Below are 14,583 nucleotides of genomic sequence, written 5' to 3'. Positions count from 1 at the left end.
AAAATTAGTACAGATAGTAACAATTTTTTGTATATTTGTTGTTACAAATTGTAACAAAATTATTATGTCGTTATTTTCAGACAATATCAGGGCGTTGCGAATTAAGCATCAAATCTCGCAAGAAAAATTAGCGGAGCAGTTGGGCATTACCAGAGGGCGGTATGTGAAATATGAAGATGGCACCTCGGAAGCTCCTTATGATATACTGAAGAAAATCGCGCATCATTATCATATCAGTATTGATTTGTTATTGGCCGTTGATGTACGTAAAATTGACCTTCAGGATTTGATTAAATTGGAAAATAACCGCCTTATTTTGCCCATACAAGTGGATGCCATAGGGGAGAATGTCATCGAGGTAGTCACGCAAAAAGTAAAAGCGGGTTATTTGAATGGCTATGCTGACCCCGAATATATTGAAAGTTTGCAGCAAATCTCATTACCCTTTTTGGGGCCAGGGAAACATCGAGGATTCCCAGTTGAAGGGGATTCGATGCCACCGCACGAGGAGGGTTCTATTATTGTGGGGCGCTATGTTGAAAAACTAGGGGAAGTACAAGATGGGAAAACCTATATTTTGATTACCAAAAATCAAGGAATGGTCTATAAACGTTTGAATAAAAACAAAAAGAATGCTTTTGTCTTGGAATCAGATAACCGCTTTTATCCCAATTTTGAAGTTAAGTTTTCAGAAATCCTTGAAATATGGGAGTTTGAATGTAATATCGGTCGCACGGATAAGAAAGAAGCGGTTACCGAAATTGATAGTTTGAAAGCGATTTTGATGGAGGTGAAAAGGGAGGTGAAGGAGATTAAGGAGCAGAGGAATATCTAGGGGGGGAGAAAGGGGACAGGTCGCGACGTGTCCGTACGGGGAGTATTCATTTGATTTTGCGTTCTATATTCTAATTATAATTGAAATAATCCCAGAATCCGCATTAGACTTCGTAGCGAAACTGAATTATTCAATAAAAGCAAGGGCTCACGGACTATTTTTGAAGAAGGAAACAACGTTCAGCGAATACCTATTTAAATATAACCCAATGAGCTAATACTTTTGTATTTTGAATTTAAAAATGGGAGTAAGTTATTGGTTTTGAAGAAGAAATTCATTCACTGAACTCCGCTAAAAAATATAAAATGGTGAAGTAATTTAGTTGTAGTAGATTTCTAATGCGGAATCTGGGATAATGCCTTTTTTTGCATTAGTGGGCACGGATTACAAATCCGCGCTAGCGGGGTTTTTATCGCGAAGACGGGAAGGCGCTAAGGGTTTGGAAGAGAAAAATTGACTTTACAAAATATTAACTTTGTTAAATTTAATTTTGTCTGGTAATCTAGAATAAAAAACAATTCTTTAAAAAACAAAACAAGTAAGCCATATTGAACCAATTGTTTGATCATTCTAACTAAATAGTACTTTATCAAAATGGATTATAGGATGTATTTCACTGGAGGTTGAAACGCATATACTTTCTATTTTTTCAAGATATAGATCATCAGCTTCTTCGAAGTAATTGTAATTGATGTAAGTGAAATACAAATACATTATAGGTCGATAGTCTGCATATCGAGATGTAATTGCGCTGTAACACCAATTTGAATACATTTTATTTTCAAAATTTCGCATATGTGTAATAATGCTCTTTTTAAATTCAGCTATATCCATATTTTCTTCATTTTCAACAAAAGAATAACGACAAATTATGGGATATTTTTCATCGCAATATGGTAATAGGGTTATTGCAATTATATTTCCAAGTTCGGTATCTGTACTAAATAAAACTATAGCATTTGAAAATTTATATTCATATACATAATATTCTATTATTTCATTACACAAATTCTCAGAATCCAAAGTTTCTAGTGTTATTTTGCGAGGTTGACCAAAATCTTCAATAATTTTCGATATACCTACTTCACCAGGAATGTAATCGTAAAGAAAGTTTTGATGTAGAATTTTTTGATCAGGCCTTTCAATTACTTCATTTTTATTTTTATTTCTCAATTTACCAAGCGATGCTATTAAAAATGATATAGATCCTATAAAAGTTATTATAGGTTCAATTTCCCTACTATTCCAAAACCATATTATTGACAATATTAGTACTATAATCTCAAAAATTATTATGTACTTATTTCTCAAGAATTCAATCATTTTTTTGGGTTTTTATTTGGAGAATAATTTTAATACAATTGCTTTAAATTCAACAAAGTTGTCATTATTTATCTAAAAATTTGCCTAGTTCTAGTAAACTATTATTCTTTTTCAATTAGATGTTTTTCAGACAATTTTTTTAGAATTGTAGTAAATCCAAAACCCATTGTGCCTTCAATTGCTCTTGTCCAACCTCGCACAAAAATATCTTCAATACCATCGTCATTAAAATCAGCTCTAAATTGCTCTATTAATGAGGTTTCAAATCCTCCAAACTCTAAACAGATCTTATAAATATATGGAGAGTTAATTTTAACAATCCCTTGTTTAACCAAATCCCCTATTGATAAACCATTTTCAATATGTACAGTTAATTCTCCTTCAATATCCAAAAGTATATTTGGTGATAAATAATCTAACATATCAATTTCTATCCAAGGATCATTAATAAACGATACTTTCGGCATTTTTGCTTTTTCTAAAGCTTCAATAAATTCTTCGAAGAACGTAAAAGTTGAAGATGATTTTATTGCATAAGTAGTAAGAGGATAATAGCCTTCTTTAGTCGCTTTTTTCCATTCGTTCAAAGTTGAAACATTTATTTTTTTATTCTCGTCATTTACTAACTCCAATGACTCCTCATCATTATGTATCAATAATTTATTGTCAAATAATTTAGAAAAGTCAGTATTTAAGTAAAAAGTATCATAAATCTCATCTATAAATTCTACTCCAATCGGTAATTTAATTTCTTTAATATTCCAATTGTTTTTTTCTATTTCAATTAGGATTTTTTTTAAATCCTTAGCATCAATAGTATTTGTAGAAAGTGCAGATTGTAATTTAGATAGAATTAATCCTTTGTTTTTATTTCTTTTTAATTTTTCAATTTCAAGATTAATTTGTGTTACTTTTTTATAAGTGATTGAAAGATAAAATAATGTTGTAGATTTTGAGAAAACACTTTCATTTTTTCTATGATTACATTTGCTATGTGATGGAACAAGATTATACAATTCATTTAAATTAAAATCAGCATCGATTTCTATTTCTTGTTTAATTTTTTCAAATTCTTTTTCTTTCTTTAAAAAAGATTCAGGAATAATATGGTCAATATGCAAATCTCCCCAATCTAATGGTTGACTACAATAAAAACAAATATTTTTATATGCAGACCAAATTGCAGTTCTAGTTATAATGTCAAATGTTGTTTTACTCATTCTAGTAAATGTTTAAAAAAGAGTGTGCGTTTTAAAATAGCTTACATAAATTAAATGATAGTTAGATTGTTGTAATAACTAGTTTTTATATTCATTTCTTGTTTGTCATTCGTAAAACAGCGTGTAATGTCGCCAAGTAGTAATAGAAAATCCAACTATACCAAATTGCTTTGTCATACTCTGTCTGTTGGTCTTTGTTATGGTGTCTAATACCGAAATTATTAGCGATATTAAAAATATCATTCTCGTCTTTTTTGTTTAAATGTTCCTTAATTGCTGGTCTAACAAATTCTAAAACATCTGCAAGTTCCCTAATTGCATCTCTTCTGTCGTCAAGCGTGGATTTGTGTCGTCTGAATTTTAGAATTGCAGCGTTTATTTTATTAGAAACGTTTTCTTTTTCATTTGTTGGAATGTCCGCTTCAAATAATTTTGAAAGACCATTGTCTGATAAGATTAAAATTTCTCCACTTTCCGAAATTTCAAAACCGTCTTTGTATTCTCGTAAGATCGGGTTTAGTAGTTCTCTGTATTGTTTCTGACCTTCAACATCACTAAATTCTTCATAATGATAGCCACAGTTGTTCCAGTAGTGGTAATGTCCATTAAGTCCTTTTGAGCAGTGGTCGTGAAGAAACTCAATTATGTCAAAAAAGTCTTCTTCGGTGTAATTGGGTAAGTTTTGGCAAATTGGATATAGGTTATCTTTTCTCAAATTTACAAATATCATTGCTTCTATATCCTCGCCCAATTCTCCAGGAATGTATCCGTCTTCGCAGTTAATTCCGAAATATTTTTGAAAATATCCGTCAGCATTTAATTTGTTGTATGTGACCGAAAACAACTTTTTCAGAACCTCAAAATTAACTTGTTGGTCAGGCGATATTTTTCCTGTCCTAACTGAATAATAGTTCCTCTTTATCATAGTCTGTTGTCGTATTGTTTTTTTATCCCTAATTAAGTATTATCAATTCTACGGGTTGAATTATTCGTAATTTTGGTAGATTAATGGTGAAATTAAATGTTTATTAATTCCGATTTTATCCCGGTTCCAACAATTTTCAAAACGCTTATGGCTCTCGTCATAGCTACATATAACAGTGATTTTTCACTATTTAGGTAGTCTTCTTTTTCATTTTTTTCCATGGTGTCCATTTTTTGGATTATCAATGGTACTGTTCTGTTGTTTACATCGCAAAGTATTACCGCCTTAAACTCCAGTCCTTTTAAACCGTGGAATGTTGAAAGTGTAACTCCTGAATTACTGTTTCCTACGGTTGCATTATCACTAAAAGGAATTTTACTTTTATGTAATGCCCTTTTTACTTCTTTTAGCGCCTCTTTGGTTCTAAAAGCCAATGCAATATCATTGAGCTTAAATCCTCTTTCTTTTAAGTCTTCGATATGGATGAGAATAGCATTTATTTCTTCCGATTTTGTTTTATAAACTTCGTACGTTGGTAATTCTCCGTGAAATAAGGATAAATAGCCGTTTAATTTTTCGGTTTCTCCATCAAAATCATCATAGTTGATACCCTGAACAGCAGTAACTGCCAAGCGTTTTATTTCTTCTGAAGTTCTATAATTTATTTTTAGCTGTTTACTTCGGTTTCCTCTTATTGAAATTCCCGCAGCAGTGAAATTAATTTTTCTTGCATAAATCTTCTGATAGGGATCACCAACCAAAAATAAATCATTTACTTTTTCTTCCACTAAAGCTCTAAGGAACCTAAGTTCGACATTGGATAAATCCTGTACCTCATCCGTAATCACATTTTTGAAAGGTCGTAATGGAAGTGATTTTAAGTGGTTTGTTACTGAATTAAATAATTCTGCCCTGTCAACATAATTCTCTTCTTTCTTTTTCTTGTTGTATTTTTCGACCAATTCCCAAACGTCCATTTTTACTTTACGGGAAATGGGTTTTCCGCGACCTATTCTGCTGGCTTTTAGATAATCTTCCAAATTTTTAATGTCATTAAAAAGGATTACGTTTTGATATTCAGCAGTTAGAAATAATGTATCAAATTCGGTTAAATTTTGTTCCAAGAAATCATCCCAAAGCTCGTAACTGGATTTTGAATTGTAGAAATCTAATATTCTAACATTTTTATCTGCCAAATTGTATTCTTTTGCTAAATCACGTACAAGGGTATCAATATTAGTGATGACTATTTTGCTTTTGTCAATATTTAATTTATCTGCTAGCGCCGTCAAGTTTTGTGTTAAAGCATTGGTAAAAGTCGTAAACACTATTTTTCTATCATCTCCATCGAGTAGAATTGAAGACAACTTTTTCAATCTGTGCAGTGCTACCACTGTTTTTCCTGTACCTGCACCGCCCGTAACTCTAACAGAACCTTTGAAATCAGGTTCCACTAATTTACGTTGTGATGGGTGAAGGTAAATTTGCCATTTGCTTAAATCTCCGTTTATGATTTCAGACATTAAATCATCATCTACCTCAACAAAACTTCGCTTGTTGTTGATACTGTTCGCTTTTGCCTCTTGTTCTATAGCCTTTGACTTACCCTCGTTAATTTCAGCTATTAACAGTTCAATATTAAGCCCTTCGGTTAGGTAAAATAGATTTTCAAAAGCATCGGATGGGATATATTTTTCACTTTCACCTAATTCATTTAGATCTTTTAGACTACGAACTAAACTTAAAGATAGCGATGGTACACCAATTTGTTCTAGCTGTTCGTTTGAAAAAGACTCAAATAAATGTGGTTTGTGCAATTCATTATTTTGTATGTTACTTACCAATTCCTCTTCAGGGGCAGTAAAAATTTGAGCTGTATCGGTATTATCATTCCAATAAAACACTTTGTTTTTGGCCCAATCCATTGCTTCATCATGATTGTCTACCCAAAGTAAATAGTAATTATTGCCCGTAGTAGGCACTTTTACAATTGCTCTATATTTACCATCAATTCTAGCCGTTCTTAATTGTTGGTCTTTAAAAGATATTATCGGTTCCAAATGTATTGCTTCGGATTTAGAGTTTTCTCTAAATTTTCTTTGAAATTCCAATACTTTTTTTTGAATGGATCTCGGCAATTCAAATAATTGCTCCATGCATTTATCGTGAATGAAAAGCTTCATCATATAATCTGATTTATATTAAATTCATTAGTTCTTATTTCTCGGTAACCAGCCTTTTTAAAAATATTTTTGTCTTCTTCAGAAAGTGGTTGTATTACTATTTTTTGGTTTTCAAAGCCGAGCATAGCTTCTGCATAAACGCCTTCGTATTCTATATAAAATCCACCCTCTTCATTAAAGGGAATAGTGTTGTCTATCAATTGTTTCACAATGTGATGCAATTCCTCTTCGTGGTATTTTAGACAATCGTATTTATCTATTATTTCATCCGTATTAGTTGGTAAAATAGTACTATCAATAGTTTCATTTACCAATATGCACTCTTCTTGAATTAAATTATAAAGTTGCCAAAAAAGCTCCCAATTTTGTTTTTCAAGATTTTCTTGCAATTCGGTTACGCTACAAGCTGCTTTTATGGATAAATCAATTAATCGAATTCCAAAAGCTAGACTTGCAAAATCATAATTTAACTGAATGTCTGGAAGGTTGTAAAAAAATCCTTGGTTTTTATTTGTAGCCTGTGCTGTTAGATTAGCAGCAACAGATGGTTTGTTTAAAACAGTAATTAGTTCTTTTTCTTCCATTGAGGGCATTGCAAATTGGGTTTGTTGTATTGCTAACGCTAACCCTATTTTTTGTTTGGTAAATTGCTCTTGCAGTGGATTAGACAACAGCCAGCATAATCGGTCCATTGCGTTTTTTGTTTGCATAAAATCACTATTGAAGGTATTCCAATAGGGTATTTTTTTGTACAATTCAATGGTTGACCTGTATTTGACGCTATCTACTGCTAAGGCATCTTTTTTAAATTGTTTTGAAGCTTGATCGCTTTCTTTTTCAATAGCATCGAATTTTTCAATATCTGACCACGAAAGTGACCAAGTAATCTTATCACCCGATTCTACTATTGCATTCCGTTTTTGCAAATCATTATAAAAACGACAATTTTCTTTAGTAGCGTGGTAGGTATATCCATCGAGATATACTGCAATATTCTTTACGCTATTAATTTTGTGATCATTTAAGTTAATGCCATCTTTCTCGGCGCTGGTTAATGAAATGTAAAAATCTGAACGTGTTTTGTATTTCACGTTTTCCGCGGGTCCTAGTTCCAATTGGGGTCTTATGACATAGTAAAAAGTATAATCCCCGTTGACTGTTTTTAATTTATAATTTATGATTGCATCTTCTACATAACTTTCGAAAATGAATCCTTGTTCTGCATTTTTAGCACAATAATTTCGTAAGCTTCTGATAAAGCGATCTTCTAGTTCACTTTCTTCAATTTGACCATTACCTGACAATGAACCTAAACCTGAGGAATAGGGTTCCCATCCATTGGAATTATCTACAATTTTTTTGAATAAAATTTCTGCTTTATTTCTGCTTAAATCTTCTTGGATGTATTGATTGGAGTAGGTATAAATGCACCTATAACAACCATCTTTTCCGTTATGTTGGCAATTACATTCTTGAATTGCTTCATAAGCTTTTTTAATTACTTCAGTAAACTCAGACGGATTGAACAGTTTTTCTAAATATCCTGTACCGCCCGGAATGTTATCGAGTATGACCAAGTATTTATCAAATCGGCTGTTTTGCTTATTGAATTCGGAATAGTTTACTATATTGAGGTGTTGCGGATTCCCTTTGTAATATTTTTTTAATCCCAATTCTAACCCTGCTTTAAACATATTTACTTGGGCTTCGCTTTCCAAATCTTGAACAGGCAATAATACTTTAAGGGCCTCTGTTTTTATTTCTCTAAATAAGAAAACTTCTTCAAAGACATCATCGGTTTTACCCTGGTAATCATAGTCTTTGTTTTTGCAATATCCGTAATGGAATTTGAAATTATTAGTCTCTTTATTTTTTGCTTTGTGTGGTGTTGAGCTGCTTTTGCCACAATGTTTGCAGGTTACAAAGCCGTGATTTGGAACGTCTTCCAAATTATTGATTGTGATTTTATTGGCATCTGTAACGGATGACAATCCTAAATTAACTTCTGTTATATCTACATTTTTTACATATTCTATTCCGAAAGGAATATTTTTCATTCCCCAAGCACCTTGAAAGGTATTGTAATCGAATTTTATATGTTTAGAAATTCTATATGTAATTACATCTCTGTCATCGCTACTATCGTCTAATGCTGCGTTTTCTCGGGTATTGATTGATTTTACGCCAGTTATTTTCACAAAAGTATGTTGGTTTTTTGCTGAAGACCAAGAGTTGTCACCACATTTGGGACAATTCGTCTCCGTAGTGGTCGCATTATTTTCTATGTGGTCACAATTGGAACAAAAACGTTTTTTAATTAAAACATCAGCATCTTTCCAATCGAATGTATTTAATCCTGAAATGGCTAGTTTATAACCCTGTGAATAAAACATATTGTCAGGTGCTAATTCTCTAATGGCTACATTGGAAGACCTGATGATCTCAAACTGTTTGTTTGTTGGTATGTTAGTACTCACTTTAGGTTTGTTTGCATTTACCCAAGCATTTAAAGTAACGCCTGTTTCTGGAAAAGCATAGTTAGGCAATAAACCAACATTGGTTAAATGTTCTAATATTGCCCTTTTTTCTATTATTTTTCGTAATCCTGATAGTGCTTTTTTATCTCCTTCTAAATTTTTTCTCTCCTCATCGGTTTCCGGTAAATTGTTTTTCTTGATGATTTCATCAATCTCCTTTCTCTTCTTTTGAATGCTGATTAGTTCTTCTTTTACTTTTTTGAAGACTCTTTTTATTCGTTCGTAGAAAGCATCTTCTGCTAAAAATAATTTTAGTTCTTCTAAAACGTGGCTTTCTTTATTGAGGTCTGGTTTATAAAAATCGATAAATCGATTTACTAAAATCAGTTCATTCGATTTAATGTATGAAATAATTCGGTTGATAATAAATTCGGCAGCGTTAAGGTCCGTATTAGACAATCGTAATGCAATAATTTTTCCGGGTATGGTATTGTTTTTAGGATCTGCTGTAGCCCAATTGTCTAAACAAAAAGCTAAAAAGTGTCTGTATAGAATTTCTTTGGCTTCAAGATAACAACCGGGTGTCGCTATTTCACCTTCCATCATATCAGAGGGCTCTTCAAAATAAAAAAGATCGTGTGCTTTGCTTTGGGCAAAAGTGGCTATCATAGCCGTTCCAGAAGAACGCCCAGCACGTCCCACTCTTTGCAAGAAATTGGATGTTAGTGGTGGTACGGCATTATTGATTGCGGTATTTAATGTTCCTATATCAATACCCATCTCCAAAGTGGAGGTGGCTACAATAGTATTTAGGGAATTGAAATTAGGTCGTTCTTTGAAATCAATTTCTTTGTTCTCGCGGTCTTTTCGTTCTAAAATTCCGGTATGTTCGGCTGAATAAATTCTAGGCGAACGATTTCGATTGTAGACTAACTGATAATAATTTGGTTTTTGTTTTGTATCCGGTTCATAAACACCATTTACACAGGTATAATCTAAGCATCTGGTATGCCTTGTTGAGGTATCCGAAGCGGCTACATTTAAAAAAGAGCCACAGTTGTTGCATACGTGTTTTTGAACCTTGTTTTCTATTATAATGGCGTTGGCAAGAATAGCATAATTATTATTGCCTTCTACTACTACTTTATCCAAGATTTTTACTTCTTCCAAGCTTTCCAACAATCGACTGTAAAAGTCATTAATGATCCCTTGATGGGCTGATGCCATTGGGAAGGATTTTATAAAATAACTTCTGTACCAATTGTTTGTATTGGTAAAAGTAGTATCAATAATTTCTCCTGATTGTTTACTTGCACTAATTACTTTTGGAAATCTTGATCTACTTCCAAACATTTTATTCAAGAAATGTCTGTTGTCTTTGTACCAGTTCAGGTCAAATCTAGTTAATCTTCCCGTTCTGGATTTATTTAAATATTCGTGATTCACTCCACCACGAATTCTTATACGATGCAAAATTCCATTGATAAATGGTAGTAAGTCGGTTTCGGTTATGGTTATTAAATTGTTTTGGCTTAACCAATCTTGGAGTATTGCAAAAATAAATTTGATTTTTTCTTCATCAAATTTTACTGCTGAAGCACCCGATTTTTCAAGCGTTCGTCCAATTACGGCATTGTATCCGTACTCGGAAACAATTTCCCAACGTATTCGTTCATCAAATTCTTTTTTGAAATCGGCTGTAAATTGATTGCCTATGCGATAATCTTTATCTAAATCAATTTTACCGATGTAATCTTCAGGGAAAAAACGATAATAATAGGCTAATTCGTTATTTTGATTGGTTTCATCTGAATTCGTTTTCCAATAGCTGATAAATTCTTTTTGCAGTTCTTCTAAAGTTACGGGTCTGCCCAGCTCATTTATCACTTTTTGAAGTGAGGAACGAAAAGTGAAACGATAATTTCTTGCTTCCACAAAACCAGCTTGGTGAGCCGCGTCTTGCACACTATTGGTAAACGCTAATATTTTACGGTACTTGTCCTCTCTGGGGTCAAGGTCTGAAGACAATACTTGGCTTACCGTAATGGAAGATAATGTGGCTATCTTAGTACCAATAATACTTAGTGTATTTTCGGAATTGCATTCAGGACAAATGTGTTTTGCTCTGGTTTCGTTTACTTTTCTAACTGCTTGAATCTTGAAGGTATTGGTTCCTTCTTTTTCTTGCAGTTGTAATGTTTTGGTTCCTATATAATCGTTTATGGTATTGGTTGGTTCGTATTCCTCAATATGTTTGTGATTGGTTGTATTGATGAAATAGATGTTTTTATGGTTCTCAAAATAGTATTCGTACACTTTTTGAGGATCGGCATCAAAATGATTTTTATTATCATCTTTAATTCCCAACCAACCACTAGAACCACAATCCCTACAAAAATAAGCTGGTAATGCTTTTGGGTCGTTTTCGCCTGCTACTTTATCTTTCCAAGAAAATTTAGGTGTTTCACTCATTTCTCTCAACACACCGCTAAGTTCTCGTATCCAAATTTGTATTTGAATAAATAGGAGGGGGAACTTTTCTTTTCCTGTTTTGGCAGCACTTATTAAAGCCACAATTGAATTTACCACTTCTTCGCGCGGGTTTAACTCATTGGCTTCATCCCATTCAGGCAGGGTTTTGAATTCTGAATTTCTATCGGAGAGCTCGTGTAATAATTGATGTAATGATTTGATGTTTGTACTGGTAAGCGCTATTAAATCTTTTACAATTTTGAGTTTCTTCAGTTCCTTTCCTAATGCAAGAGTATCAATAGTTTCGGGAATCTGCCATAGTCTTTTTTGACGATTGATGTAGTTTTCGTAGGTTTCATCTTCCTGCAATCTACTTTCCAAAAGACCAATTTGACGAGGTATAAATCGTTCCAAGTTTTCATCCTCTACATCAAAAAAAGCATCTACTGTAAGTCTGTTTTCGGTAACAATTGCCTCTTCGTTGAACTCTTCGCCAAAAACTTTCTCGGCATATTCACAAAGTAATTTTTTAGATTCTTCTCCTGAACCAATGGTTGCCGATGTACCAACGGCGCATATTTGTCCTTTGGGAATATCTAATTTTAGTTTTAAACGTCTTATCAAATTGGCCACATCTGTTCCTTGTGCGCCATCATAAGTATGTAATTCATCCAATACCAAGAATTGCAATAGGGAAGGGTCTTCCAAGTTGTAGCTCCAAAGGTTGTGAAATTTGGCTCGCATCAACGCATAATCCAACATTTTGAAGTTTGTCAATAGAATATCTGGAGGGCTGTCTAAAATACTATCTCTATTTTCGATGATATGGTCTTTTCCCATATCCGTCGGGTATTTGGCTTTGTCTTTCCCTTCTCCAATAAATAAACCTGCTGTAATTTTCCCTTTCAGTAAGGGGTCTTTATAAATGGCTTCTGCCAAACGTTTTGCCTGATCCGTAGCCAAGGCATTCATTGGATATAAAATAACCACTTTTATTCCGGGACGGTGGTTGTTTTTGTGGCAAAAATCGAGAATAGGATATAAAAAACATTCTGTTTTACCCGAAGATGTTCCCGTGGTTATTAATGTGGATTTTGGGATGTTATTATTTGTAGTATTCAGCCTTTTGAACGACTTATATTGGTGGTCATAAGGAGGGTAATTGGGTGTTATCTCCAACGGGATTATATCTTCACTATTGGCCGTGACAAAAGGTAATTTTATCGACACATAGGGACCTTTGAAAATCCCTTCTTCTTCTTGTGTGATAAAATCATAAAAGGCTTTGTATACCACTTTGTCCTTAAAGCTAAAGGTGGCTCTAAGGTATTCTAGTATCGAATGTTTTACTTCGTAAGCTTGTTGTAGTGGTAACATAATTTGTTATTTTTTGGCATTTATTTGTTGTTGAATCGCTGCAATTCTTTCCATCAGTTTTTCGAATGAAAGCGAGTTGCCGTAAATCATATTCTCTTGCATTATTTCGTAATCTTTTTTCCATTCCTTTAGGATGCTTGCTGGTGGAATAATGCTGATTTTTGATGGCGTATGATTGGCATAATTAATACCTCTAATGGGTGTGATAGCGCTTCTATGATTCACAATTCCTTGATACAAAACATCATCGGTTATTGCTGTTTGAAAATAAGGCGTATCCATTACTTTTTCTAGGTCATACAGATGTCGGCTCAATCTATCCGTACGGATTTTAGCTGCTGGTTTTTGAAATTCTTCGTGCAATAGAAATACTTTTTCCAGAAAGGTACGTTCCGGATTTACGGTTGCTACCGTAATGGGTTTGTCGGCAAAGGATTGGTCGGGATAGTGTTCTCCTACCAATGAAGAAAATATTCTGGGTGAACAAGGTTCTCGTAAGGAGCGACTGCCTATTTCGACTAAAATACGTGGTTTTAAATAGTCGGATGTTGGACTGACTTCTGGATAATAAATTTCGATAATTAACGGGTCTTGGTCGGTGTCTTTCACTTCCGCCAATTGTATTTTCAAATCGGAGAAACCTGCTTTTTCAAATTGCTCTTGTAGTTGGGAGAAGAAAATAGTAGAGATGAATTGAAAAGACGCTTTTCGCAATTTACCCACTTGTGATTTGCTCATTTCGGTATCAAAACCCAAATATCGTCTATCGAGTGCCAAGTCGATATCTTCGGAGAAACGCTCGATAACATTCCAAGCTTTGCTTAATGAGGTACCACCTTTAAAAACAATGTTAGGCGCACAATCCATTGTGAAAATTAATCCCAATGTTTGTGTTACCCACCAATCCTTTTCAATGGCTTGAATGGGAAGTCCTGTTTTGGTTCTGATTTGTTCAAAAATTACTGTTTTCTCCTCTTTATCGAGTTGTAGAAATGTTTTCATCCGATTATACTATTTGCTTTTTATTGGAAGATGGAACGCCTATAATCCTATTCTTGTGTGTCAATAATAATTGTCGCGGGCGTTTCATTTGGTTGGGATTGCTTTTTTTAGAATAGAAGCTATCCAGGCTGGAGCTAGTTTGCTATCGTGAAGGATGTTTTCTGGTTTTTCGTTTTTTAATTGCTCCAAGATAATCGTTTCGCTTTTTTTCTCTAGTTTGTCTTTTCCAATGGTTTTTAAGGCCTGAATTACCAAACCACTAATTTCTCCTTTGGCAATCAGATTTTTGGGTATTGTTTTTTTTAAGTTAATGGTTTGTTTCCCAATATGTATCGTTCTTGGGGCACCATCCGTAAGATAGACCAATCTCATAGGTACTTGTGTGCTCAATCCCAACAAATGTTGTGCTTGTATGCCTGTAGGCACTATTCGGAATCGGTCTTTTTTGGCAATGGCAGCGATTACTTCTTCGGCACCGGGTATTATTTTGCCTACGAGTTCGCTTTCTTTTGGGATTACATAAATACCTTGTGCCACGCGCACTATTTTTTCGTTTTCTTTTAGGCGTTGAAGTGCCTTGCGAATAGCGGTTTGTTCTGCTAATTTGCTAAATTGTTCAATAAAAAATAAAGTGCCAGGTTTGGCTCTTTTCATTTTATTGAATACTTTTTGTTCTATATTTTGTGGTTCTTTTTTCATGAGATTGTCACAAATATAGTAAATATTTGTGACGAAATATGTTTTAGGAATAAACAATTATAAAGGAAAC

Annotated in this window: 8 protein-coding genes; 1 reads left to right on the top strand and 7 read right to left on the bottom strand. The window is 33.6% G+C overall.

Annotation, left to right across the window (positions count from 1 at the left end; genetic code table 11):
• Positions 1 to 64 precede the first annotated feature (64 nt).
• On the top strand, positions 65 to 835 hold the full coding sequence (locus ACSVH7_RS05760; protein WP_438065738.1) for an XRE family transcriptional regulator: 771 nt from the start codon (positions 65 to 67) through the stop codon (positions 833 to 835).
• 570 nt (positions 836 to 1,405) lie between these two features.
• Here the strand turns inward: ACSVH7_RS05760 and ACSVH7_RS05755 are convergent.
• The 7 genes from ACSVH7_RS05755 to ACSVH7_RS05725 form a co-directional block, all read right to left on the bottom strand.
• Positions 1,406 to 2,158, bottom strand: coding sequence for a hypothetical protein (locus ACSVH7_RS05755; protein WP_438065737.1), 753 nt, complete (start codon positions 2,156 to 2,158; stop codon positions 1,406 to 1,408).
• 101 nt (positions 2,159 to 2,259) lie between these two features.
• Positions 2,260 to 3,378 carry an HNH endonuclease gene (locus tag ACSVH7_RS05750; RefSeq protein ID WP_438065736.1) on the bottom strand — a complete coding sequence of 373 codons (1,119 nt, stop codon included), beginning with the start codon at positions 3,376 to 3,378 and terminating at the stop codon, positions 2,260 to 2,262.
• 91 nt (positions 3,379 to 3,469) lie between these two features.
• Positions 3,470 to 4,303: a hypothetical protein gene (locus ACSVH7_RS05745; protein WP_438065735.1), complete on the bottom strand. Its 834-nt coding sequence runs from the start codon at positions 4,301 to 4,303 to the stop codon at positions 3,470 to 3,472.
• Between the two features lie 92 nt (positions 4,304 to 4,395).
• The gene (locus ACSVH7_RS05740; RefSeq protein ID WP_438065734.1) at positions 4,396 to 6,489 is read right to left on the bottom strand and encodes a UvrD-helicase domain-containing protein; all 2,094 of its coding nucleotides are present in this window, start codon (positions 6,487 to 6,489) and stop codon (positions 4,396 to 4,398) included.
• Positions 6,486 to 12,812, bottom strand: a complete 6,327-nt coding sequence (locus ACSVH7_RS05735) for a DEAD/DEAH box helicase (protein ID WP_438065733.1) — start codon at positions 12,810 to 12,812, stop codon at positions 6,486 to 6,488. Before ACSVH7_RS05735 ends, ACSVH7_RS05740 begins: the two co-directional genes overlap by 4 nt.
• A gap of 6 nt (positions 12,813 to 12,818) precedes the next feature.
• Entirely contained in the window at positions 12,819 to 13,814 is a 996-nt protein-coding gene (locus ACSVH7_RS05730; protein WP_438065732.1) for a nucleotidyl transferase AbiEii/AbiGii toxin family protein, read from the bottom strand.
• A gap of 84 nt (positions 13,815 to 13,898) precedes the next feature.
• The gene (locus tag ACSVH7_RS05725) at positions 13,899 to 14,513 is read right to left on the bottom strand and encodes a DUF6088 family protein (RefSeq protein WP_438065731.1); all 615 of its coding nucleotides are present in this window, start codon (positions 14,511 to 14,513) and stop codon (positions 13,899 to 13,901) included.
• Positions 14,514 to 14,583: the final 70 nt, after the last annotated feature.

It is taken from the genome of Flavobacterium sp. TSSA_36, assembly GCF_051547165.1.
GTDB lineage: Bacteria > Bacteroidota > Bacteroidia > Flavobacteriales > Flavobacteriaceae > Flavobacterium.
Note: the sequence above shows the minus strand (reverse complement) of the source record. Positions and strands in the feature narration are given on the sequence as shown.

Bases quoted from the DNA above. Each gene is read 5' to 3' on its own strand.
- ACSVH7_RS05760 (WP_438065738.1), top strand. From the start codon at position 65: ATGTCGTTATTTTCAGACAATATCAGGGCGTTGCGAATTAAGCATCAA.
- ACSVH7_RS05745 (WP_438065735.1), bottom strand. From the start codon at position 4,303: ATGATAAAGAGGAACTATTATTCAGTTAGGACAGGAAAAATATCGCCT.
- ACSVH7_RS05740 (WP_438065734.1), bottom strand. From the start codon at position 6,489: ATGATGAAGCTTTTCATTCACGATAAATGCATGGAGCAATTATTTGAA.
- ACSVH7_RS05750 (WP_438065736.1), bottom strand. From the start codon at position 3,378: ATGAGTAAAACAACATTTGACATTATAACTAGAACTGCAATTTGGTCT.
- ACSVH7_RS05735 (WP_438065733.1), bottom strand. From the start codon at position 12,812: ATGTTACCACTACAACAAGCTTACGAAGTAAAACATTCGATACTAGAA.
- ACSVH7_RS05725 (WP_438065731.1), bottom strand. From the start codon at position 14,513: ATGAAAAAAGAACCACAAAATATAGAACAAAAAGTATTCAATAAAATG.
- ACSVH7_RS05755 (WP_438065737.1), bottom strand. From the start codon at position 2,158: ATGATTGAATTCTTGAGAAATAAGTACATAATAATTTTTGAGATTATA.
- ACSVH7_RS05730 (WP_438065732.1), bottom strand. From the start codon at position 13,814: ATGAAAACATTTCTACAACTCGATAAAGAGGAGAAAACAGTAATTTTT.